Raw genomic sequence first — 21,072 nt, 5'->3', positions numbered from 1 at the left:
TAACAGGGAAACAGTTTCGTACGGAGAGAAAGAGAGATGAGCGACTTCGACAGCGCGCCGACCGAGATGCTTGAAATGCAGATGGCATCGGACGAGATCACCGAGGAATACTTTAATCATGTCCGCAAGATAAATGATGTCTTTTATGACCAGGTCAAGCTGTCTGATCAGAAGGCCGCGTACATCTTTACCTTTATGCTCGCGTTTTTGATCTCCTCAAGCGAGGGGCGCGGAGTGTTCACCTTGGCTCGTTATACCGATGGCGCCGGGCCCGTCGCCATTGTATCGGCTCTGCTCGCCATTGCTTCGGTATCCTCCATACTCTCCGCTATTCTGGTCGTGCTGCCGCGGCGGGTGGAGAAGTCCACCTCGCTCTTCTGGGGGACATGGCCACAGCACAGGGCAATATTCGAGCACGCGGCGCAGCGCAGCGATGTGGGATATCTCTTCAAGGAATATCTGGACAACGCCGATGTCCTGTCCCTCATAGCTCGCCGCAAATACCGGTGCGTTTCCTATGCATTTCGCGGGCTGATGTTCACGGTGGTCGCATACGTCCTGCTTCTCCTGACGACCTGAGATCGCATATGCCGCGTACGCAGCATCTTCACTGACAATCAGGTCCAGATCGCTCAAATCGACGCAAAGGTCAGGGGCGTGGCTGCAGGAGCGCCAGGGCGACTGTCGCTGTCGCCAGGACGGCGGTAATGGTCATCGGCCCCGCGGCGCCGAAATGATCGACGACATAGCCGCCGACAACGGCGCCGATACTGATGGCGACCTGGAACGAGACCACCATCAGGCTGCCCACCGCCTCCAGAGCATCGGGCGCGCCGCGCGAGAGATTGGTTGGCAGCACCACCGGCGCCATGCCAAAGGCAAGGCCCCAGAGTGTAACCAAGGCGATCGCGATGGCGAAATTGACGCCCCAAAACAGCAAGGCGACCGCTGCGAACGCCATCAGCCCTGCAGTGACAGCAAGTGCCATGAGGATGCTTGTGTCGGCCATTCGCCCACCGGAGATGTTGCCGATCACCGAGGCGATGCCAAATCCAAGCAGCGCTACTGCGATGGATCTGGTTTCGAGGAGCGTCACTTGTTCAAGGAAAGGACGCACATACACCGAGCCTGCAAAATGCCCCGTCATCAGCAAAAGAATGGCAAGCATTCCCATCTGAATGCTACGTCGCCGTGTCAGCCGAAATACATCGGCGAGGCTGTTGCTGGTGCTTGCCGGCAGGGTTGGCAAGCTGAATATCTGCAGCACAAGGGCAAGTGCGGCAAGGCCCGCCGTCATCGCCATGGCGATGCGCCATCCGAGCCAGTCGCTGATCAGAGCGCCCAGTGATGGCGCGGCTATCGTAGCAAGCGAAACGCCGAGCGTGACAATAGCCATGCCCCGACCTGTCGCAGCGGAGCCCACCAGTCTCGCCACGACGGCAACTGAAAGCGCCCAAAAGCCGCTAAGGGCGATGCCAAGCCCCGCGCGGCCCAACAGCAATAGCCAGAAATCGGTCGCCAAGGATGCAAGAACATTGGAGCCGATCGCCAAGACACTAAGACCAATCAGCACCCCCTTGCGGTTCAGTCTGCCGATGAGAACATTGCTCAATAGAGCGGTCACGGCGCCGACGGAAGCGGTCGCGGTGACAACCTGTCCGGCTGTTCCCTCGGTAATCCCGAGATCGCGCGCCATGGGCGTCAACAGTCCCGCCGGCAGGAACTCAGCCGATACCAGGGCGAAGCTGGTGGCCGCCATCGAAAGAACGGCAAACCACGTCTTCGCGGTCCAGCTGGCCGTCTCTCCGGTCTCCAGTCCACTTGTCGGCGCGTCAGCCTGTGATGTCGTGTCCGTCATCGAAATATCTCCTATTTCGCAGACGTCATAGACGAACGTTTTGGGATGATCTGCATCCAAAAATCCGAAATCCATGCCAATTCGTCCAGGATGCGTGCCGCATTACGATCGAAACCAGTGTGATATTGCGTTGGAGGGCCGCTGTTCGCACGCAAGGGGACGCAACTTCACCAGTTCGCCTTCCCGAGTTTGGGACGGAATGAAGCTATGTGCGCCCTGACTAGGAGGTGCGGTTTTTTTACCTCATTGGCCACAAAAGCGCACACCATGTCGTTGCTAGAAGAGGGTGTGTGACCTTGGCCCTGTTGATCGCTCAGGCGTATAAAAGATCCGCATGCCGTCCTATCGAAGCAGTGATGATTCCGGTCGACATCTCGTAAGGTTAGGCTCTAGTCCCTCCTGAACCTCCGCTTCAGCTTGCAATCTCGGAACGCTCGGCCGGGTGCGCCCGATCGACGATCCGGACGGCCGCTTGCCGCGACCCGATCAATGCCCACGAAGTCACGTCACTCGCGCACTACCGGGGATACGTTGAAACCAGGAGAGCGAACTGCACGGGCCCGTGCTGGGATCTTGCTGATCCTGCTTCCCCGCGCCCTGCCGTATGTGTAGAAACAAGCGACGCAACCAGTCGTATGCACCAGTCGCGCCAGTCACTCCTGAGGTCATCGCCGATCATGATGAAATCATCCCTCGATCACATGCCGCTGCGCAAACAGCGCGAGCTCGGCAGGGTTCTGGAAATCCTGCATGAGGAATTCGAGGACGCCCTGAAACAGGGGACGGCCGAGTTCAAGAAGCGCGGCCGGATCCTGAAGATCATTCTGTTCGGCTCCTATGCCAAGGGCGGGTGGGTCGACGAGCCGTTCACCATGAAGGGCTACCGCTCCGATTTCGATCTGCTGATCATCGTCAACGATCGCAGGCTGTGCCAATTCGCCGACTACTGGTACAAGGCTGCCGACCGGCTGATCCGCGACAAGTCGATCGAAACACCGGTGAGCTTCATCGTTCATACCAGGCGCGAGGTGAACACCTACCTGAAGGAGGGGCAATACTTCTTCTCCGATATCCGCAAGGAAGGGATAGTCCTCTATGAGCTGGATGATGAGCCGCTTGCCGACCCGCAACCGCTGTCGCCGGCGGATCGGTTACGGGTCGCGAGAGAGCACTATGAACAGCGATCTTCGACAGCGTTGAATCTTAGGACCCTGGCGATGTCAGCGATTCAAGCCGGCATGATCAACGAAGCCGCGTTTCTTCTCCATCAATCACTTGAGCAAGCCTATTCCTGTGTCCTCCTCACACTCACGAACTATGGCCCGCCGTCCCATAACATCAAGTTCCTGCGCTCGCTTGCCGAGGAACAGGACCGCCGGCTGGCCGAGGCGTTCCCGCGCGATCAGCACCGCGAGCGCGCCTCGTTCAACACGCTGAACGAAGCCTATGTGAAGGCGCGGTATTCGAAGCATTACGAGATCAGCGAGGAGGCCCTGTCGTGGCTGGGAGAGCGGGCCGCCGTATTGCTGGAATGGGTGGAGCACGTCTGCAGGGAACATCTTGAAAGACTGCAACGGGAGTAAGCCGAACTGAAACTCGGGTGAAAAGCTTGAATCGGACAACCAAACGAGCTCAATTTCAATGCTTCCTCGTCTAGCCCGCCATGACAGGCTCGCGATTGGCGCGAAAATTGCGCACCTTGAGGACCAGCGCGTCGTCTATTTGCCTTTCATTGTCCGACCTTGAAATGGGACCGCAGAATCATTTCCGGCCGAAAGCGTTCATGTGCGTTAACGCTGCTGCGTCAATCACACCCCTGCCCGGTCCATCAGTTCCTTCAGCCCCTCGGGATACGACATCCGGTTCCGCTCGCAGAACTGCAGGAAGCGATTGAATGTGGTGATCGACGGACGGATATTGAGGTTGGCAGAGGGCTCTGCCGGCTTCCGGCGGGACAACTTCTGGGCCGGTTCGCGGGCGATGAACCCGTGGCGCTCCCCGATTTCGTCAATCTTTCGGTCTGAGATCACAGGTTCAGACTCGGTGTCAGGTTTGATATCAGCAAGCTTGCCAAAGCCTAAATTCTTGCCAGTCATGCAACAGCCCTCACATTGGCTACGAGATCGACGAGTTCCTCGGCGAGCCGCAGGGCATTGTCCCTTGCGGCTGGTAGCCCGTTCACCTCGGATGGATCAAGCTCGACCAGGTCGAGCTGGTGATAGAAGAGCGCCTTGTAGGCCGAGCGCTCGTACAGGTGGTTGCGGAAGGTGGGTACATCCCCTGCCGTGAGCTGGCTGGTAATCTGTTTTTCGAGTTTGGTGGCGATCGCCGGCGACGTTCTCGTGAACAGGATGCGGTAGGGGATCGTCTTCTCGAAAGCCTGCTCCTCCTCTTGAATGAGATGGATGGCACGCGCTGCCAGCTCGGCGTCGGTCGGGCTGGCCTGGATCGGGATGACGACCAGCTGTGCCCTGGCGAGCGCACGGGACATCAACCGGCTGGCTGTGCCTTCAAGATCCACGAACACGAACTGGTATTTCTTGCGGTACTCGTCGAGCTTTGCGGTGATGGTGCTCTCGTTGACCCCGCCATCGACAATGACAGGGTTCTTTGAGGTTCCCCGCCTCCAACCCTCGATTGGCCTGTTCGGATCGCAATCCAGAATGACGACGCTGGCGCCCTGCTGGGCTAGTGTGGTTGCGAGAACGAGTGTCGTCGTCGACTTGCCGGCCCCACCTTTTGGGTTTGCAACGGTAATGACAGGCATAGAATCTCCTTTGACGCTGAATGCGTCAGGATGCTTGCCGAAGCATTACGATGCTACTGCGTTAACGCTGACGCATCAAGCGCGTTCTTTTGCATTAACGTTGATGCGTCAATTCTGAAAACCTGTTTGAAACTGCATCGTTTCTTGAGGAGTCAGCCGATGGCATCTTCCAAAACCCTGGCAACGTGTTCTTGCTGCTCAGCGGACAGATCAATCCACAACGGCAGACGCACCAGCCTTTCCGACTGAATATTGGTCACTTGCAAGTCACCATGCGTGCGGCCATACCGCTTTCCGGCCGGCGAAGAGTGCAGCGGCACATAATGGAAGACCGAGAAGATATCACTCCTCTTCAACTCAGTAAGGACTTTCTGACGATCGATCCCCGGTGCCAGCAAAACGTAATACATGTGGGCATTGTGCTGGCATTCATCCGGCACGATGGGCCGGCGAAGCAATCCTTTGGCCTCAAGCGGTTCAAGAAGTGCGTGATAATACTGCCAGAGATTCAGCCGCTGATTGGTGATTAGCTCAGCTTCTTCGAGCTGGGCAAAAAGGAAAGCTGCTATCAGCTCGCCTGGCAAGAACGAAGAACCCACCTCCTGCCAAGTATATTTATCGACCTCGCCCCTGAAAAACCGACCCCGGTCCGTGCCTTTTTCGCGGATGATTTCGGCGCGCACTGCCAGAGCGGGGTCATTCACCAGCAGGGCTCCGCCCTCCCCTGAAATTACATTCTTGGTTTCGTGAAAGCTGTAGGCCCCGAGATCTCCAATGCTGCCCAGTGCTCGGCCCTTATAGGCTGCCATCACGCCCTGCGCCGCATCTTCCACGACCTTTAGGCTATGGCGTTTGGCTATGCTCATGATAGTGTCCATCTCGCAGGCGACACCCGCATAGTGAACCGGGGCAATGGCGCGAGTGCGCGAGGTGATCGCCGACTCGATGAGGCGCTCGTCCAGATTCAAAGTATCTCCCCGGATATCGACGAACACGGGAACGCCGCCGCGCAGCACGAATGCATTGGCGGTTGAGACGAACGTGTACGACGGCATGATGATCTCGTCACCAGGCTCGATGTCGAGAAGCAGTGCCGCCATCTCCAGGGCGGCGGTGCACGAGTGCGTCAGCAGCGGTTTAACGCATCCACTTTTGTTCCTCAGCCACTCGTGGCAACGCTTCGTGAAAGGACCGTCACCAGCGAGCATGTTGCCGAACTTGGCTTCTGCGATGTAATATAACTCTTTACCGGTCATGAAGGGCCGGTTGAAAGGGATTCTCTCGCTCACTGCTTATCCTCTTGAAGCCTGTGCCACTCGTCGGCGACGCCGCGCAGATAGTCGCTGTACTCGCATGCCGGCATGCGCTCAATCAAGGTTTCAAATTGGGCAATGCTAAGGAACCCTCTCACCAGCGCGGCCTCTTCTGGACAACCAATTTTCACGCCTTGCCGGCGTTCGATTGCTTCGATGTAGGAAGAAGCCTCATGCAGCGCGGTACTGGTACCGGCGTCAAGCCAGGCGAAGCCGCGGCTCAATCGCCGCACCTGTAGCTTGCCGAGCCTCAGGTATTCCAGATTAATGTCCGTGATCTCCAACTCGCCGCGGATGGATGGTTTTACCGCCTTCGCGATGTCCAGCACGCTGTTATCGTAGACATACACACCAGGGACCGCGTAGCTGCTTTTGGGATGCCGGGGCTTCTCTTCAATGGAGATCGCCTTTCCGTTCCGGTCGAACTCCACTACGCCATAACGCTCGGGATCCTTGACGTGGTAGGCGAAAATTGTCGCACCACCCGTAAAGCTGGAGACAGCGCGGGGAAAATCGTCGCCGCCGGAAAAGATATTGTCGCCCAGCATCAGGATCACATTATCGGAGCTCACAAAATCCGCCGCGATCAAAAACGCCTGTGCAATCCCTTCGGGTCTCGGCTGCTCGCGATACTGAATTGCCACTCCCCACTGATCGCCATCCCCAAGCAAATTTTGGTACCTAGGCAAGTCGTGCGGTGTCGCAATGAGGCAGAATTCCCTGACCCCTGACGCAATCAGAACGGTCAGAGGATAATAGATCATAGGCTTGTCAAAAACAGCCTGTAGCTGCTTACTGGAGACCTGCGTCAGGGGATACAGCCGCGAGCCCGCGCCACCAGCAAGAACAATCGCTTTCATTCATGTCTCCCCACACCGATAGCGTCGCGCCGATCGGTGTCCGTTAGATGGATGCCCTTCCACTCGACAAAATGGAAGGGATACATCAGCCTCACATCTTTCTGGCGACGAGCAGTCGCGAACCACCCAAAGGCAAATCCAAACCAGCTCGGAGGAAAGCGCTTTCAGCACGCAATATCCATCTGAAAGCACTATTGAGCAGGCTTGGAAGTTGCATCTCGGTTCGAACGTCGATTTCGTCAACCGATTTATTCCGGCTTAACAAGCGCGAAGCAAGCATCGCCGGCAGCAGGAGCGAAACGAATGAGGTGTCGCGAAGGACGGTGAAGCCCGCGGCAGTAACTTTCCTGCTCAACTCGCTGGCCGTGTACCGACGGCAATGGTGAGCGTAGTCGTCAAGGGGACTCCACAGCCATGGATGTTGCGGAACAGTCACCAGCAGCGTGCCTTTAGGCTTCAGCGCGGCGTGCATTTCCTGCAGGACGGTTTCATCTTCCTCGACGTGCTCAAGAACATCAAAAGCGCCGATGGCATCAAATTCCTCCGCGAACGGTATTGCCCGCGCATCCATTTGCATCAGCCGTGCATTAGGCAATCTCTGAGAAGCAAATCGCAAGCCCTCGATAAATATCTCGCTTCCGAAAATCTCCGCTTCAGGATATCTCTTGGTAACGCCGGAAAGAACAAAACCCGTTCCACAGCCAATTTCGAGAAAGGATCGGAAATCTGGGTGATACTTGCTCAAAGCCCATTGGATGAGATCGTTTCGGGACTGAAACCAGAAGTTTGATCCCTCAAATTCAGCTAGCTGCTTAAAATAAGATACTTCGAAACCGCCGCCTCCTTGAGCATATTCGGGAGCAAAGGCTTCGAAACCATCAATATTTTCGCCGCTCCACCCACACCGACTACAAGCGGAATGGACCAGCGGGTTAGCACATTTCAAACAAATCATCATCGCTGCTGAACCCTTTCGTCATTGCGATGATGAAACACAAAAAATCGAAGTGAGGCGAAAAGGAAAAGTGCGACGACGACTATGGATATAGCTTGCACAAATAAATGATTCCAACCGACCCGATCCACGAAGAACCATAAGATGCTATAATTCATTATATATCCCGATAGGTAGACAAGCATGTAACCGCCAAACGTAGCCCCCCCATTCCCTTTGTGCCCAAACACCCATTTTCTACTCAAAATAAAATTTAGCCCAACGCCAACGACATATATGAGCGTCATCGCAGCCTTCGGTTCAATCGTTAGTTGCGTCGCGGAAAAATACAGAAAATATCCCAGCGAGTTCATCAATATGCCAACGAGCACATAACGTATAAATGGGCCAAAGAGGCGCTTTATCTCGACGAGCCTAGTCATCGGGGGATTAGCCCTGAAGTTGGTACGTCGCTCAACCAACCATTCCTCCCAGCCGAGTGCCAATAGCCAAATTTTCATAAAAGTACGCCGAGAATCCTGCTGCCTTCATTGCCTCTTGCGTCCGTTGAACATCATAGGGCACCCTATGGAGTGAAAAGCGACCCTCATGGAAAACAGCAAACGACGCGCGGGGATCACCATCTCTTGGCTGCCCCACTGACCCCGGGTTGCAATACGCCTTGCGATCGCCCTCCCATAGCATGGGGATGTGAGTATGTCCCGACGCGAAAAGCGTACCTGGAATGTCTTTGAAATAACCTGAAGACGGCTTCATATATTCGTCCAGCGGATCTCTCCAGCCTCCGTGAACAAAACTGATACCTTGAATCATTGCCTCGGATTTGTGCCGAGACAACCACAACAGATTTGCACCGGTAATAGTCGCGCGTTGATAATCCAGGCAACGGTTTGCACTACTCGAACGAGGACACCCCTCACCGCTGGTCAGATACCAGTCATGATTCCCCATGAGCATTTGAGCACGGGAATTTTGCAATAGCTCGCAACATTCATTTACCTGCGAATAATATCCTGCTACGTCCCCAAGACAGATCAGTGTTTTTACGCCGAGCTTCTCCAACTCGTTCAACACCGCAAGCAAAGCCGGACAATTACCGTGGATATCAGAAATTATCCCGATCATAAACGATGCTATCCTCTATATATCGCGCTGCGGTGCCGCGCCGGATTTTTGGCTGAGTTATCGGATTTCCATAAAGGAAATACTCAAGCGCCATTTCAGATTCGTTGTATCCGAAAGCAGCCCTTATCGAAGTCGCACTTGAGACCCGTGGATTGATTTCAAGCAGCTTCCAATCTGCGTTGAATCGCCGAAATTGTAAATTGGTCGGCCCAACAGGCTGAAAATGAGCGAATATCGGACGAAGAGTTTCCTGCAAAGAAACATCAGTCCGGACGATTGCCTTCGCGGTCGATCCATCTACAGCGAGACGTCTCTGCAAAATTATATGGGCAAGGCACGCGCCTTCACCGTCTCCAAAAGCCGCAACCGTATACTCTTCGTCATCTGTACCGATTATCGGCTGGGCGACAAGAGTTTCGCCCATCGCTGAGGCCAGACTCTGAAATCCCGCACGGTCCTTGACTCTCACCAACCCTTTGGATGCATAGCTTCTGCGAGGCTTGACTATAAAGGGCAGCCCGAGAGTGCTTTCAAGTAAGTCAAAGTCATCGCTGCGATACGTTGGAATATTAATCGCTGGAGATACAGCCTGAATCTCCTGATACATGAGCCACTTGTCACGGGAAAGGTCAATGAGCCTTTTGCTATTCAGGCAAATTGCGACGCCCATCTTCTCGATGAGAGATCGTTTATCCGAGAAAAAATGCGTATCCTGCTCAATCCCCGGCATGATGAAATCTACCCCTGCATCCGTTATGATGCGGCTCAAAACCTCCAGATAGACTGGGTCAGCTGTGAGGGGAACCTGGAAAAATTGATCTGCCCATCGCTGACCAACGGCGTCGGAATGGATGTCGATCCCCACCAATTTCACATCATGCCGAGCCATTCTCAGTGATCGCAGAATGCCGTAACCGATGATTGCGCCGACCCCAGTTACTAGAACGGTGGTCATCGCGCGCTCCTCGTCATTTTTATTCTCTCGATTCCTTGGCGTAAATCGACTGTCTCGATCATTTCAATCTTATCATAGAAGGATGCACTGTCGGGCGCGGCAAGGCTGAAGACATCCGCTTTTGTTGTATCGAATACAATCTTCCCTTGTGTTCCAAAGACATCAAAAGCGGTCTTGGCAACCTCACTTAAAGCCCAATCCCGCTGAGATGAAACCGGAAAAGTTCCAACCACCCGTTTCTGCAAAACGCGTTTAGCAACGTCAGCCAGATCGTCGATGTGCAGATAATTTCTAACCGCATCATTGCCGCCGTGCACTACAACGTCCTTCCCCTGCGCGGCTTGGCCGATGATATGATAGAACAATGGCTGATGAATGCGATAACCATCATCGGTCCCATAAACCTGAGTGGGACGCAAAACTGTCAGGGCAATCCCGAACTTTTGAGAATAAAGGGAAGCCAGTTCATCTCCGTGCCTTTTAGACAGCGCGTAGGCGTTGAAAAAAGGGTGCCCCGGAGAGTAGTACGCAGAGGACGATGACAATAACACCAAATGGTTAGCGCCGACCTTCCGCGAGATTCTCGCCACCGTTAAACTACCAATCGCATTGACAATCTCGGACCGAAAAAAATCGTCCTCCCTTTCGCCCCCGAAATCTGCAGCGCAATGAATTACTGCATCGAACTCCTCGCCCGCAGGGAAGTGATCCTCCTGACGTTCTAAATTGAGAAAAAAATCGGCGTTTTTCCGACCAGCATAATAGACCGAGTGCTCCCGTGAGAGTAGTCCGCCGATATGACGACCAATCGTTGAAGAGCTACCAACTATCAGCACTCTCATTTATTGCTCGTAGCCTCAAATAAAAGGCCCGCCGAAAGTTCTGGATAATCGACAGCTACTTTGCACATTCCATTGATTATATCCTTGCTGAGTTCCAGCGAGATCATCTGCTTTGTTGTAATAGGCTTGAGAAATATGCCTTCCTTTCGCAGGATGCTATATCCCGCCTCCTCCAATTCAGTAGTCAAAGAGTCGACCGTATAGTACCGTCGATGCCCCAATACTAAGTCGCCCTCTCCCAAAGTAAGAACGTTGTCGAGAAGCCCAGCCGCAGCGCCAAATCTTCGGTGCAGCGAAGCCGCGTTCGGAACAGAGACAAAACATCTTCCACCTGGGACCATCAGTTCGCGGTATTTGCGTAAAATATCGGCCGGCTGGGCCACGTGCTCAAGCACAAAGCCCATAATAATGATATCAAATTTTCTTTCAGAAGAAAAATCTTCGAAAAAACCTTCAACTATCTCAGCCTTTGAAGAGGGGAATACCTTTTTGAAATTTGAGATAACCGATTCGGAGCCATCAATAACCGTATAACTCTCAAAATATTCAGAAAAATGGTTGCAGCTATAGCCGTGGCCAATGCCAAGCTCCAACACATGGTTGCTTGGTTCCGTAAGCGCCATAATCCGCCTTGGATACCAGTTCAATATAATCTCATTATCGAACTGATAGGCAAAATCGGACTTATAGGCAGGCAGATGGCTATCGAGTGACATGGCGTTCTCCTTCATACGTCTTTTTGACAATAAAAAGCGGCCTTCTCTTCACCTCTTGAAAAACCTTTGCCAAATATAGTCCGACTATTCCGATCGAAAGAATAACAAGGCCGCTAAAGAACCAGATAGAAAGCATAAGTGACGCAAAACCACCAACCACGCGTTCGGGCCAAATCAGCTTCACGCCAATTATGTAGGCTGCGTAGATAATGGATGCGATCCAGGTAAGTACACCCGTAATGAACACCATAAAAAGCGGGGCAATACTAAATGACGAAAAGGACTCCGTAACCTGCAGAAGACGCTTGCCAACACTATAGGTGGAAGCATGCCCTCTTGGACGAGGAGACTTCACAAGGGGAATGCCTTTTTGCTGGAAGCCAGCCCAGGAAAACACACCCGCAAGATACAGGACGCGGTCTTCCACCGTGAGCAGGGCGTTGACATAGTCGCGCGTCATCAACCGGCACGTCATCGGATTATGCGGTATTCTCACGCTCGACATGAAGTTTATAGACTTCCAGAATATTCTCCCCAAAAGATTGGCGCCTGCAGTCGATACCCGCCGTTCCTGAACACCGTAGACAACGTCCAAATTGCAGCGTTGAAGTTCGTCGTGAAAACGGGAAAGCCACTCGGGCTGCTCTTCCAAGTCGCAATCCATTAGAAGGACCAAATCTCCCATCGACTTCTCCAGACCCGCCACAATAGCAGCATGGTGTCCAAAATTACGAGAGAGATCAATTATGCAGATTTTCGAGTTTCTCTCTTGTAGAGAAAGCGCGACCTGTAGAGAGTCGTCTGGCGAGCCGTCATTGACTAATACAATCTCATAGTCATCTGTAAGGGACCTAACGGCGGCCGTACTTCGGCTAACGAAAGCTTCCAGATATTGCGCTGATCGATACATGGTACTTACGATAGATACCTTCAAGAACTCACCCATTTCATCTTTCGCCCCGCCTCCGGTCCGCAATTGAACAACAGGTCAAGAATAGTGACGCCATGGGTGAATTCGCCCCAGAGCTGCTGGTATTCCGGATACCCGCCGTAATCAAACCATACCAACTCAATTTTCCGCTCCCGGAAGATTCCCTCGTCAATATAGTCTCTTGCTGCAGGACCAGAGATGTATTCGGTACCACCAGCTTGCGCGCATAGGTCCGCGAGCCGTTCGGTTCTCCCGTCCCCGAGGTTATAGTCCCAAGAATTGGAAATTATGGTTCGGATAGAAAGGTATTCGCAAATCGCCTCTATGAAGGCCCTGTTAATTTGCGAAAGATTGGCGAAGGTGGAACCAAGATATAGCGGTTCAAGCCACACGGCAATTTCCTTGAAGTATGCAGCACGACGATAGTTTTGGACCAATGTCTTCCAATGCACCGCCTGCCATTTGGCATCAGTAGTTACATCACGAATACGCCTGTTTATATTCTGCCCGACCGGGATCGTTAGCCACTGAACGCCCTGCGGAGTTTTGACTTGGTTACGATTTCGCCAGTCATTCTTAGTGAACTGCATGTCGTCGTAGAGTATGAACTCATCGACCGCGGCGATCATGTCAAAATAGCCCTTCCACGGGATGTAGTTGGACTGGATGATAGCCACCTTCTTCACTTCACTTCATTTCCTTCGCTCGAATGGCTCGGCAAGCGCTCAAAGCCCCACTCGGTGCCATTACATCGTAAACTTCTTTAGGACGGCTTGTATCGTCGCCGCCTGCGCCCTCTGCAGTCTGCCACATCCCTATCTGTTGATGCCTTTCCGGAAAAGCCCCCCCTAAGCTCGGCAGGAGTTCCGTCGGGCTCAAACAACACCCAAGCTGCAGCCGATCTTTTCGCACACATATGAGGCCGCCTTCTTCAGCGTGAGTCTGCCGGGATATCCGCCTATGGTTCAAGCATGGCCGAGGTCTTTAGCTCCGAGGGCATGAAGGATGCCGGAGGACTGGCCTAATAATTTATATCTCCCATAGTTTGCAGTACAACGACTGGTGACAACACCCTCTCCGAGCACGGCTTGCCGCACAACATTTTTTCTGCATCGGAGAGAACATAAAAATTCATAGAGCATGCAGCACGACCTGAGATTCTGTGAAACAATGGATCGCATTACATAAGGAACGCTATCGGATGCCTGACTTGAAAATTCCTTTTAAAAGAGCTGAATTACAATTGTTCTTTGTTTACGCAGCCGCCCATCTTCCAATTTTTCTTTTATCAGACGCCAGGTATTGGGATGACTGGAGCCTTTCTGGCGCTAGTAAAGACATGCTTATTTCTGTTTTTACGCAAGCTGGATCTCCGCTTGTCGGCTACTATCATTACGCTATACAGACGGCTGGATGGTGGCTTTACGCCCTCTCCACGTTTGTTCTATGTTATTTTATCGTTCATGTGTTCTACCTTATACTAAAATGTCTTGATTTCCCAAAATTTGAAGCATTGTCCCTATCTTTGCTGGCGGCGACCCAACCAGTATACTATGCCAGAATTGCAGCAATCAACAATCCAGCGTCATTTTTCCTACTTACCTTCGTCGTTGCCACATATATTTTTGTCACTTCTGTAAAATATAATAATAAATTTAAAGAATACTTTTCGTATTTATTATTTATATTTTCATTTCAATTAAATTCCTTGGTTCCAGCGTTTTTGCTGGTGCTTTTCCTTGGAATATACCTCTTTTACCAAAAAGCCAAAGCTTCGGCGGACGCATTTTCTGTTAAAGGCGATTCGCGCGTAATCAAATATATTATAAAAAGGACAGCTTTGATTGTGATCATACCATTTATCTACGCTATAATTCAGCATTTTTTATTCAAAAAAAGCGGAATGTTTGCGGCTGATTACAACGTGATCAACATAAAATTCTCTGTTCTGATCTCCGAAATCAAATTAATATTTTCCTACCTATTGCCATTTGATGGAATATATCTCGGAAATAAGTTTACCGTACTAATTTTCCTGGCGGCCATGCTGGCGATTTATTTCATACCCTATCAAGGGTGCAGCCACCGCGAGACACGACATAGCGGAAGAAGACTGATCAGTATCGGTGTCGTGCTGCTGGGGCTGGGCGCTTTAGCCTATGTGATGGTCGGGAAGGAACCCTCCTATGAGACTTGGCTCACGACCCGTTTTCAGATATTACTTCCGTTTGGCGCGGCCTTTTCGACGATGGGTATATTCAAGATCATATGTGACGTTTTTCCGGCGATGAACCCCGATAAACGCCATCGTATGACAGTCGCCTCTTTTGGCGGCTTAATCGCGGTGTTGGTTGTGAATTGGTGGTTCGTCTATGGTACTTTTTACCTTGACCACCTGCGGCAGGAGGCTTTTGCTGATACCATCAGGAACACTCCCGACTTGCGGAGTCGCAATTTCGTAATCCTCGACCGATCGGGCCTGCAAGCCTTCGATACCCCCGCCGGATTGGGCGAGTACGCCGGGCTACATGAATCCGTCACCGGGAAGCGCGATGCATTGGTTCTCAACTATGAGTCCGTGGTCGCCTATGGAGGCTGGTCTGGATTCGTGAATAATTTCGGAAAGTTCTTAGGCGCTTGGACGAAAGTTGAACACGCGGCATTTGATGTTCCTGGATGCCTCTATATCATTCACCGCGGACGCGCCGGGCGAAATAAATGGTCCTATGCGGCCAGGGCTTTTTTCGTCAAGATAACGCATCCTGAACGCTATGTGGCAAGACATCTCTTGAGCTTTGACGGTCCCTTTTGCCAGTCATCCCGGTGAAAACGTGACCTAATGTGATTGTCAGGCCGTGAACTCATAAATTGAGTAGAATCGGTTATGCGAGTCGGCTAGATGCCGTATTGGGCCGGCGTCTAGTCGTAGTGAGAGCGGCGGTGCAAAACTCGGCCACAGTAGCGGCGGAATAATCCAGCCGCGGGCGGAGTAAAATCCGGCCACCTATTTCCTTTTGCCGTAGCCTGATCATTCAGCTCGCCAATAGTCGGTTTGGTGCTGGTGCGTTCTCCCTGAGGAAAGTCCAGCGCGCGCTTTCGGGCGCGAAGAAGATGTCGGCCCCGATGATGATGTCACGAGCAGCATCTGAGCCGTCGAGGAGGAAGGCCCCTGGAAAACAAACCTGTGCTACTGATAGTAGACACACCACGCGTCTGCAGAGACAATCCTTAAACTCTCTGATAACAGTAACATAGTGGAGCTTAACGCACTTTTCCAGAAGGAAAAATGGTGCTGCTAGAGAGATTTGAACTCTCGGCCTCTCCCTTACCAAGGGAGTGCTCTACCCCTGAGCTATAGCAGCGTCAGCCGGCGCGAAAGACCCGCGTCGTCGGCAGCGGCCTATTGCCATAGGTTCACCGACAGTGCAAGCCGCAAATTCCAAGTTCTTTGCCAACGAGTGGGGAAAACGTCGCTTCCGCTTTCAAGAATCCCGGTTTTTGGGTATGGAGGGCCATGGCGAATGACGAAGAACGGCACGATTCAGAAGGCGGAGAGACCGGCGAGGGCCGCGGCGAGCGGCACCGCAGGGCGGTTGAAGCCCGTGAGGCGCAGCGCAAGGCAAAGGCTGCGGCCAAACTTCGCGAGAATCTGATGCGCCGCAAGACGCAGGCGCGTGCGCGGCGGGCGGGCGAGAAGGATTCGACGGAGGGGCTGCCTGCCGCAAAAACGGACGAATCATCATAGCTTATGCGCCAGGACGGGTCAGCGAGCAGGCTATTCGGGCAGGCCATTTCAGCAATCATTGAAGCAGCGGCGGATTTCGTTTAAGGACGCCACCTTTCGCGCTCAGAAGGAAGAGTTACAACTTATGGATCGCATCAGAATTGTGGGCGGCAACGAACTCAAGGGCACCATTCCGATCTCGGGAGCGAAAAACGCCGCTCTGCCGCTGATGATCGCTTCCCTTCTGACGAGCGACACGCTGACGCTCGAAAACGTGCCGCATCTGGCCGACGTGGAACAGCTCCTGCGCATCCTCGGCAATCATGGGGTCGATGTCGCCGTCAACGGCCGACGCGAGCGTCAGGAAGAGAGTTATTCCCGCACCATCAACTTCACCTGCCGCACCATCGTCGATACGACCGCGCCCTATGAACTGGTCTCGAAGATGCGGGCGAGCTTCTGGGTCATCGGGCCGCTGCTGGCCCGCGAAGGCCAGGCGCGCGTTTCGCTGCCGGGCGGCTGCGCGATCGGCACGCGCCCGGTCGATCTCTTCCTCGAAGGCCTGCAGGCGCTCGGCGCCACGCTCGAGGTCGATGGCGGTTATGTGAACGCGACGGCGCCGAAGGGCGGTCTGATCGGGGCCACTTACGTCTTCCCGAAAGTGTCGGTCGGCGCAACCCACGTGATGATGATGGCGGCGACGCTTGCCCGTGGTACGACGGTGATCGAAAACGCCGCACGTGAGCCGGAGGTCGTCGATCTCGCAAAATGCCTGACCGCCATGGGCGCCAAGATTTCCGGCGCCGGCACCAGGACCATCACCATCGAAGGCGTCACCTCGCTTTCAGGTGCGCGCCACCGGGTCCTGCCGGATCGTATCGAGACCGGCACCTATGCCATGGCAGTTGCGATGGCCGGCGGAGACGTGGTGCTCGAGGGCACCGAAGCATCGCTGCTCGACAACGCTCTCGATACGCTGTGTCTGGCCGGCGCCCAGATCACCGAGACGGAAAGCGGGCTGCGCGTCGTGCGCAACGGCAACGGCATCCAGCCGGTCGATATCACCACCGAACCATTCCCGGGTTTCCCGACCGACCTGCAGGCTCAGTTCATGGCGCTGATGACCCGCTCTTCGGGCGTCTCGAACATTACCGAGACCATTTTCGAAAACCGCTTTATGCACGTCCAGGAACTCGCCCGCCTCGGCGCCAGGATCTCGCTATCTGGCCAGAAGGCCCGGGTAGAAGGCGTGCCGCGGCTGAAGGGTGCCCCGGTCATGGCGACCGATCTGCGCGCCTCCGTGTCGCTGGTCATTGCCGGCCTTGCCGCCGAAGGCGAGACCATGGTCAGCCGTGTCTATCACCTCGACCGCGGTTTCGAGCGGCTGGAAGAAAAGCTCACCCGCTGCGGCGCGGTGGTCGAACGCGTCAGCGACTGATCGATCCGCAAGGCTGATATTTCGTAAAGGACGGCAGGGCATTACCCTTGTCGTCCTTTTTTGCATTTCTATCTCTTTGAGACGTCCATCCCCTTTCCGCCTCATATTGTTTGATCCGGCACCTCACGGAGATTTCCCCATGACCGATATTCAAGCTCCCGTCTGGTTCATCACCGGCTGCTCCACCGGCTTCGGCCGCGAGCTCGCCAAGCTGACGATCGAGCGCGGCTGGCCGACCGTGGTCACCGCCCGCGGCAGGGATCGGGTCGCTGATCTGGCCGGCGGCAAGGATCATGTCCTGGCGCTCGATCTCGACGTGACGGACATGAAGCAGATTTCCGATGCGGTCGCCGCCGCCGAACAGAAGTTCGGCCGCATCGACGTATTGGTCAACAATGCCGGCTACGGCTACCAGGCGTCGATCGAGGAGGGCGAGGAGGACGAGATCCGCGCGATGTTCGACGCCAATGTCTTCGGCCTGTTTGCCATGACCCGCGCCGTGCTGCCTGGCATGCGTGCCCGCCGCAAGGGCCACATCCTCAACATCACCTCGATGGCCGGGTTCATGGGCCTTCCGAGCTCCGGTTATTATGCGGCGAGCAAGCACGCGGTCGAAGGTTTTTCCGATGCGCTGAGCCTCGAAGGCGCGCCGCTCGGCATCAAGGTCACCTGCGTCGAGCCGGGACCGTTCCGCACCGACTGGGCCGGCCGCTCGCTGAAGCAGACGCCGAGCACGATCGCCGATTATGCCGAGACCGCCGCCGCCCGCATGGGCGCGACATCCGGCTATAGCGGCCGCCAGCCCGGCGATCCGGTGCGCGCCGGCGAGGCGATGATCGCCGCGACAGAGGCGGCGGAAGCCCCCCGCCACCTGGTGCTCGGTGCCATCGCCTTTAACAGCGTTACCCAGAAGCTGAAGGAGCGGCTCTCCCAGATCGAACTCTGGGAGGAAATCAGCCTTTCCGCCGATTTTCCGAGCTGAATGTCGGGGCGATGGGGTCTGCCTGCGGGGCAAGCCGTGTTCTGATGACAACTAAAGCCTTGCCTGCGCGAGCAGTTCACGGGTGCGCTTCAGCGTCGACAGCAGGGCGGATTTGTAGCCGTTTTCGCTGTCGAACTGCGTCTGCTCGGCCTGCTCTTCGGGGCCGTTCGGCTCCTTTCCGCGCAGGCCGAGATAGCAATAGAAGCGCAGCTGCAGCGCGCCGGCTTCATCCTCGAACAGTTCATTGATGATGGCGCCCTCGCGGGGGCCGATTGCCTGGAAGAAGGTAACCTTGCTCTGCGGCTCGAGGATGATGATTTCCCTGATGTCAGAGCCGGCGATGGTGGCTTCGCGAACGAAATGGGTGGCACTTTCCTCCAGGACATCGCAGCGGGTGCAGAGGCCGGGTGAGAGGAACTGGCGCGCATCGCGCGCCTTCAGCTCCAGGCCCTTCCAGACCTGCTCCCGAGTAAGCTCTCTTTCCCCCTCCGGGTTCACCGGAACAGTTGCGGTCGAATAGATCATGATAACAGTCCTTTGTTTTGGATCGCGCGACTGCCTGCCTCAGGTGGAGGCAGCAGTTTCCGAGGCAAAGTTGCGATAGGAGCGGAGGGGCCGTCCGAGGATCGTCATCAGGCGTTCGAGGTCGCCGCCCTCGGGCAGCATCCCGTCGCTCAGGAACCGCTCGCCCATCATGCGCATGTCATAGGCCATCCAGGACGGCATGAACTGCTTGAGGTTCTGCTCGAAGGCTGCGGTATCGCCGCCGCCGTAGCTGATCGGGCGCGCAAGTACGTCTGACCAGATGGCGGCGATGTCCGTTCCGGTGAGCGTCTCGGGTCCGACGAGGTTGATCCGGTCGAGCGCAAGCGGCTCTGCGGCCTGTTCGCGGCGCAGCAGTTCAAGGGCCGCGATCTCGGCGATATCGCGCACATCGATCATGGCGAGGCCCTTGGCTCCGACCGGCATGGAATAAACGCCGTAGCCGGCAATGACGTCCTTGATCATCAGATCGTTCTGGATGAAGTAGGCCGGGCGCAGGATCGTGGCCTTGAAACCCATCTGCTCGATCATCCGTTCGACGCCGAACTTGCCCGCGAAATGCGGCACGTTCACGTAGACATCGGCGTGGATCACCGACAGGTAGACGATCCGCTCGATGCCGGCCGAGCGGGCGACGTTCAGCGCGACCAGCGCCTGGGTGAATTCGTCCGGTACCACTGCGTTCAAGAGGAACAATGTGGAAACTCCAGACATGGCCTTTCGCAGTGAATCGATATCGAGGAAGTCGCCCTGCACCACGCTCACGCCGGCCGGGAAAACGGCTTTGGATGGGTCGCGGATAAGAGCACGGACATCAGCGCCGCGCTTGACGAGGTGTTCGACGACTTGGCGGCCAACATTGCCTGTGGCGCCGGTAACGAGAACGGTCATGGTATCTCTCCGTGTTGGATTGCTTGACACCGCGAATATGTGTGGTTCACTGGCGGCCCAATAGACGGAAATTTTAGACGCACCGTCTCGCTGGTAGGACACATATGGATCTCCTTGCCCTCGCCGATTTCAATCTCGTCGCCCGCCACGGTGGCTTCGGCAAAGCGGCAAGGGCTACCGGCCGTCCCAAGGCAACCCTGTCCCGGCGGGTTGGAGAATTGGAAAGCAGCCTTGGCCTGCGCCTCTTCGAGCGGGGTGCGCGTGACCTGAAACTCACCGAAGAAGGACGGGCGCTCTTCGAACGGACGGCGAGGCTGCTCTCCGAACTAGACGACACGGCTTCGGCGATTGCTTCGGGCGGCCATATGCCCAAGGGGAAATTGCGTATCAGCGCGCCGGCGCTTTTCTCCCAGAGCGCGATGGGCAAGATTGCAGCGGGATTTGCCCTTAAATATCCGGAGGTGAGGCTGGAGGTGACGACCGAGGACCGGCCTGTGGACATGATCGAGGAGGGCTACGATCTGGTAATCCGAGTCAATCCAGATCCCGACATAAACCTGGTCGGACGGGCGTTTCTGCGCGACCGCCTGGTCGTCGTGGCGAGCCCTGACCTTCCTCGCTCGACCGGTGCGCTCGCTGCCCCTGGGGTTGCGCGCGGGACAGGCGAACGGCAAAAATGGCACGTGAGGACACCCGCCGGCCGGTCGACGATCAAGATCGAACCCGTGCTCGCCTTGTCGACGCTCATCATGGTCCGGGACGCGGTACGAGCCGGCGTCGGTGCAGCACGTCTTCCCATTTCGCTGGTGACCCACGACCTGGCTGACGGCACACTCGTGCATTGGGGCGATCTCGACGAGCCCGAGGTCGCTTTGTGGGCGCTCTATCCCTCCCGGCGGCTGCTCAGCGCGCGGGTGTCGGCATTCCTGGACTTTCTAAAGCAGGTCTTCCCAAATGGGACGCCGGACGAACTGGCCGCCTATATCGGCAGGTGATGACGATCGAACCGGCTTTCGGCCGTAGAAAGGCCCACGGAATGCCTGGCTGCTCCATTTCCCTCCTTGACCGTGCCGACACATCCCTCGGTGCCGGCCGATAAAGGTGCTTCCGTCTCACGCCGCCGTTGCTTCTTGCCTCGTCACATCCTATCTCAAGTTCCAGGAACTTTCGCG

22 protein-coding genes and 1 tRNA gene are annotated in these 21,072 nt (G+C 55.2%); 7 read left to right on the top strand and 16 right to left on the bottom strand.

Annotated features, from left to right (window positions below; translation table 11 throughout):
* Positions 1–36 precede the first annotated feature (36 nt).
* On the top strand, positions 37–579 hold the full coding sequence (locus tag ACSQ8R_RS23160; RefSeq protein WP_436255733.1) for a Pycsar system effector family protein: 543 nt from the start codon (positions 37–39) through the stop codon (positions 577–579).
* Positions 580–649: 70 nt separating this feature from the next.
* Here the strand turns inward: ACSQ8R_RS23160 and ACSQ8R_RS23155 are convergent, their stop codons facing one another.
* Entirely contained in the window at positions 650–1,858 is a 1,209-nt protein-coding gene (locus ACSQ8R_RS23155) for an MFS transporter (RefSeq protein ID WP_436257255.1), read from the bottom strand.
* 677 nt (positions 1,859–2,535) lie between these two features.
* On the opposite strand from ACSQ8R_RS23155, the gene ACSQ8R_RS23150 reads away from it, so the two are divergent.
* Positions 2,536–3,441, top strand: coding sequence for a nucleotidyltransferase and HEPN domain-containing protein (locus ACSQ8R_RS23150; RefSeq protein ID WP_436255732.1), 906 nt, complete (start codon positions 2,536–2,538; stop codon positions 3,439–3,441).
* A gap of 225 nt (positions 3,442–3,666) precedes the next feature.
* Here ACSQ8R_RS23150 and ACSQ8R_RS23145 read toward each other — a convergent pair whose 3' ends face one another.
* From ACSQ8R_RS23145 to ACSQ8R_RS23090, 12 genes are all read right to left on the bottom strand, one after another.
* Positions 3,667–3,954: a hypothetical protein gene (locus ACSQ8R_RS23145; protein WP_436255731.1), complete on the bottom strand. Its 288-nt coding sequence runs from the start codon at positions 3,952–3,954 to the stop codon at positions 3,667–3,669.
* On the bottom strand, positions 3,951–4,625 hold the full coding sequence (locus tag ACSQ8R_RS23140; protein ID WP_436255730.1) for an AAA family ATPase: 675 nt from the start codon (positions 4,623–4,625) through the stop codon (positions 3,951–3,953). The genes ACSQ8R_RS23145 and ACSQ8R_RS23140 overlap by 4 nt, the downstream gene beginning before the upstream one ends.
* 152 nt (positions 4,626–4,777) lie before the next feature.
* The gene (gene rffA / locus ACSQ8R_RS23135; protein ID WP_436255729.1) at positions 4,778–5,914 is read right to left on the bottom strand and encodes a dTDP-4-amino-4,6-dideoxygalactose transaminase; all 1,137 of its coding nucleotides are present in this window, start codon (positions 5,912–5,914) and stop codon (positions 4,778–4,780) included.
* Positions 5,911–6,798 carry a glucose-1-phosphate thymidylyltransferase RfbA gene (rfbA, locus tag ACSQ8R_RS23130; RefSeq protein WP_436255728.1) on the bottom strand — a complete coding sequence of 296 codons (888 nt, stop codon included), beginning with the start codon at positions 6,796–6,798 and terminating at the stop codon, positions 5,911–5,913. The genes rffA and rfbA overlap by 4 nt, the downstream gene beginning before the upstream one ends.
* Positions 6,799–6,889: 91 nt before the next feature.
* Positions 6,890–7,756 (bottom strand): class I SAM-dependent methyltransferase, encoded by an 867-nt coding sequence (locus ACSQ8R_RS23125; RefSeq protein WP_436255727.1) that lies wholly within the window; start codon positions 7,754–7,756, stop codon positions 6,890–6,892.
* Positions 7,753–8,175 (bottom strand): GtrA family protein, encoded by a 423-nt coding sequence (locus ACSQ8R_RS23120; protein WP_436257254.1) that lies wholly within the window; start codon positions 8,173–8,175, stop codon positions 7,753–7,755. The genes ACSQ8R_RS23125 and ACSQ8R_RS23120 overlap by 4 nt, the downstream gene beginning before the upstream one ends.
* A 31-nt stretch (positions 8,176–8,206) precedes the next feature.
* Positions 8,207–8,878, bottom strand: coding sequence for a metallophosphoesterase family protein (locus tag ACSQ8R_RS23115; RefSeq protein WP_436255726.1), 672 nt, complete (start codon positions 8,876–8,878; stop codon positions 8,207–8,209).
* Complete coding sequence (locus ACSQ8R_RS23110) at positions 8,859–9,833, bottom strand: ATP-grasp domain-containing protein (RefSeq protein ID WP_436255725.1); 975 nt, start codon at positions 9,831–9,833, stop codon at positions 8,859–8,861. Before ACSQ8R_RS23110 ends, ACSQ8R_RS23115 begins: the two co-directional genes overlap by 20 nt.
* Positions 9,830–10,675 carry an NAD-dependent epimerase/dehydratase family protein gene (locus ACSQ8R_RS23105; protein WP_436255724.1) on the bottom strand — a complete coding sequence of 282 codons (846 nt, stop codon included), beginning with the start codon at positions 10,673–10,675 and terminating at the stop codon, positions 9,830–9,832. The genes ACSQ8R_RS23110 and ACSQ8R_RS23105 overlap by 4 nt, the downstream gene beginning before the upstream one ends.
* Entirely contained in the window at positions 10,672–11,391 is a 720-nt protein-coding gene (locus ACSQ8R_RS23100; protein WP_436255723.1) for a methyltransferase domain-containing protein, read from the bottom strand. Before ACSQ8R_RS23100 ends, ACSQ8R_RS23105 begins: the two co-directional genes overlap by 4 nt.
* Positions 11,378–12,337, bottom strand: a complete 960-nt coding sequence (locus tag ACSQ8R_RS23095; RefSeq protein ID WP_436255722.1) for a glycosyltransferase family 2 protein — start codon at positions 12,335–12,337, stop codon at positions 11,378–11,380. The genes ACSQ8R_RS23100 and ACSQ8R_RS23095 overlap by 14 nt, the downstream gene beginning before the upstream one ends.
* Entirely contained in the window at positions 12,322–13,008 is a 687-nt protein-coding gene (locus ACSQ8R_RS23090) for a WbqC family protein (protein WP_436255721.1), read from the bottom strand. The genes ACSQ8R_RS23095 and ACSQ8R_RS23090 overlap by 16 nt, the downstream gene beginning before the upstream one ends.
* Positions 13,009–13,523: 515 nt before the next feature.
* Between ACSQ8R_RS23090 and ACSQ8R_RS23085 the strand changes: the two genes are divergently transcribed.
* Positions 13,524–15,149 carry a hypothetical protein gene (locus ACSQ8R_RS23085; RefSeq protein ID WP_436255720.1) on the top strand — a complete coding sequence of 542 codons (1,626 nt, stop codon included), beginning with the start codon at positions 13,524–13,526 and terminating at the stop codon, positions 15,147–15,149.
* Between the two features lie 460 nt (positions 15,150–15,609).
* Here the strand turns inward: ACSQ8R_RS23085 and ACSQ8R_RS23080 are convergent.
* Positions 15,610–15,684, bottom strand: a tRNA-Thr gene (locus ACSQ8R_RS23080).
* Positions 15,685–15,836: 152 nt separating this feature from the next.
* Between ACSQ8R_RS23080 and ACSQ8R_RS23075 the strand changes: the two genes are divergently transcribed.
* The 3 genes from ACSQ8R_RS23075 to ACSQ8R_RS23065 all read left to right on the top strand — a co-directional run bounded on the left by ACSQ8R_RS23075 (position 15,837) and on the right by ACSQ8R_RS23065 (position 18,466).
* Positions 15,837–16,067, top strand: a complete 231-nt coding sequence (locus ACSQ8R_RS23075; protein WP_436255719.1) for a hypothetical protein — start codon at positions 15,837–15,839, stop codon at positions 16,065–16,067.
* Between the two features lie 124 nt (positions 16,068–16,191).
* On the top strand, positions 16,192–17,484 hold the full coding sequence (gene murA, locus ACSQ8R_RS23070; RefSeq protein WP_436255718.1) for a UDP-N-acetylglucosamine 1-carboxyvinyltransferase: 1,293 nt from the start codon (positions 16,192–16,194) through the stop codon (positions 17,482–17,484).
* Between the two features lie 139 nt (positions 17,485–17,623).
* Positions 17,624–18,466, top strand: a complete 843-nt coding sequence (locus tag ACSQ8R_RS23065) for an oxidoreductase (protein ID WP_436255717.1) — start codon at positions 17,624–17,626, stop codon at positions 18,464–18,466.
* Positions 18,467–18,517: 51 nt separating this feature from the next.
* Here ACSQ8R_RS23065 and ACSQ8R_RS23060 read toward each other — a convergent pair whose 3' ends face one another.
* Both ACSQ8R_RS23060 and ACSQ8R_RS23055 read right to left on the bottom strand, forming a co-directional pair.
* On the bottom strand, positions 18,518–18,991 hold the full coding sequence (locus ACSQ8R_RS23060) for an AtaL-like protein (protein WP_436255716.1): 474 nt from the start codon (positions 18,989–18,991) through the stop codon (positions 18,518–18,520).
* Positions 18,992–19,030: 39 nt separating this feature from the next.
* On the bottom strand, positions 19,031–19,900 hold the full coding sequence (locus tag ACSQ8R_RS23055) for an SDR family oxidoreductase (RefSeq protein WP_436255715.1): 870 nt from the start codon (positions 19,898–19,900) through the stop codon (positions 19,031–19,033).
* Between the two features lie 104 nt (positions 19,901–20,004).
* Between ACSQ8R_RS23055 and ACSQ8R_RS23050 the strand changes: the two genes are divergently transcribed.
* Positions 20,005–20,895 (top strand): LysR family transcriptional regulator, encoded by an 891-nt coding sequence (locus ACSQ8R_RS23050; protein ID WP_436255714.1) that lies wholly within the window; start codon positions 20,005–20,007, stop codon positions 20,893–20,895.
* Positions 20,896–21,072: the final 177 nt, after the last annotated feature.

The sequence above is a fragment of the Neorhizobium sp. LjRoot104 genome (assembly GCF_964253725.1).
Taxonomy (GTDB): Bacteria; Pseudomonadota; Alphaproteobacteria; order Rhizobiales; family Rhizobiaceae; genus Neorhizobium.
This window is presented reverse-complemented; position numbering and strand designations above follow the sequence as displayed.

Coding starts and splice junctions, on each gene's coding strand:
- murA (WP_436255718.1), top strand. CDS start 16,192: ATGGATCGCATCAGAATTGTGGGCGGCAACGAACTCAAGGGCACCATT.
- ACSQ8R_RS23075 (WP_436255719.1), top strand. CDS start 15,837: ATGGCGAATGACGAAGAACGGCACGATTCAGAAGGCGGAGAGACCGGC.
- ACSQ8R_RS23145 (WP_436255731.1), bottom strand. CDS start 3,954: ATGACTGGCAAGAATTTAGGCTTTGGCAAGCTTGCTGATATCAAACCT.
- ACSQ8R_RS23125 (WP_436255727.1), bottom strand. CDS start 7,756: ATGATGATTTGTTTGAAATGTGCTAACCCGCTGGTCCATTCCGCTTGT.
- ACSQ8R_RS23110 (WP_436255725.1), bottom strand. CDS start 9,833: ATGACCACCGTTCTAGTAACTGGGGTCGGCGCAATCATCGGTTACGGC.
- ACSQ8R_RS23140 (WP_436255730.1), bottom strand. CDS start 4,625: ATGCCTGTCATTACCGTTGCAAACCCAAAAGGTGGGGCCGGCAAGTCG.
- ACSQ8R_RS23050 (WP_436255714.1), top strand. CDS start 20,005: ATGGATCTCCTTGCCCTCGCCGATTTCAATCTCGTCGCCCGCCACGGT.
- ACSQ8R_RS23065 (WP_436255717.1), top strand. CDS start 17,624: ATGACCGATATTCAAGCTCCCGTCTGGTTCATCACCGGCTGCTCCACC.
- ACSQ8R_RS23115 (WP_436255726.1), bottom strand. CDS start 8,878: ATGATCGGGATAATTTCTGATATCCACGGTAATTGTCCGGCTTTGCTT.
- ACSQ8R_RS23105 (WP_436255724.1), bottom strand. CDS start 10,675: ATGAGAGTGCTGATAGTTGGTAGCTCTTCAACGATTGGTCGTCATATC.
- ACSQ8R_RS23085 (WP_436255720.1), top strand. CDS start 13,524: ATGCCTGACTTGAAAATTCCTTTTAAAAGAGCTGAATTACAATTGTTC.
- ACSQ8R_RS23150 (WP_436255732.1), top strand. CDS start 2,536: ATGATGAAATCATCCCTCGATCACATGCCGCTGCGCAAACAGCGCGAG.
- ACSQ8R_RS23160 (WP_436255733.1), top strand. CDS start 37: ATGAGCGACTTCGACAGCGCGCCGACCGAGATGCTTGAAATGCAGATG.
- ACSQ8R_RS23155 (WP_436257255.1), bottom strand. CDS start 1,858: ATGACGGACACGACATCACAGGCTGACGCGCCGACAAGTGGACTGGAG.
- ACSQ8R_RS23095 (WP_436255722.1), bottom strand. CDS start 12,337: ATGGGTGAGTTCTTGAAGGTATCTATCGTAAGTACCATGTATCGATCA.
- ACSQ8R_RS23100 (WP_436255723.1), bottom strand. CDS start 11,391: ATGTCACTCGATAGCCATCTGCCTGCCTATAAGTCCGATTTTGCCTAT.
- ACSQ8R_RS23120 (WP_436257254.1), bottom strand. CDS start 8,175: ATGACTAGGCTCGTCGAGATAAAGCGCCTCTTTGGCCCATTTATACGT.
- ACSQ8R_RS23055 (WP_436255715.1), bottom strand. CDS start 19,900: ATGACCGTTCTCGTTACCGGCGCCACAGGCAATGTTGGCCGCCAAGTC.
- ACSQ8R_RS23060 (WP_436255716.1), bottom strand. CDS start 18,991: ATGATCTATTCGACCGCAACTGTTCCGGTGAACCCGGAGGGGGAAAGA.
- rfbA (WP_436255728.1), bottom strand. CDS start 6,798: ATGAAAGCGATTGTTCTTGCTGGTGGCGCGGGCTCGCGGCTGTATCCC.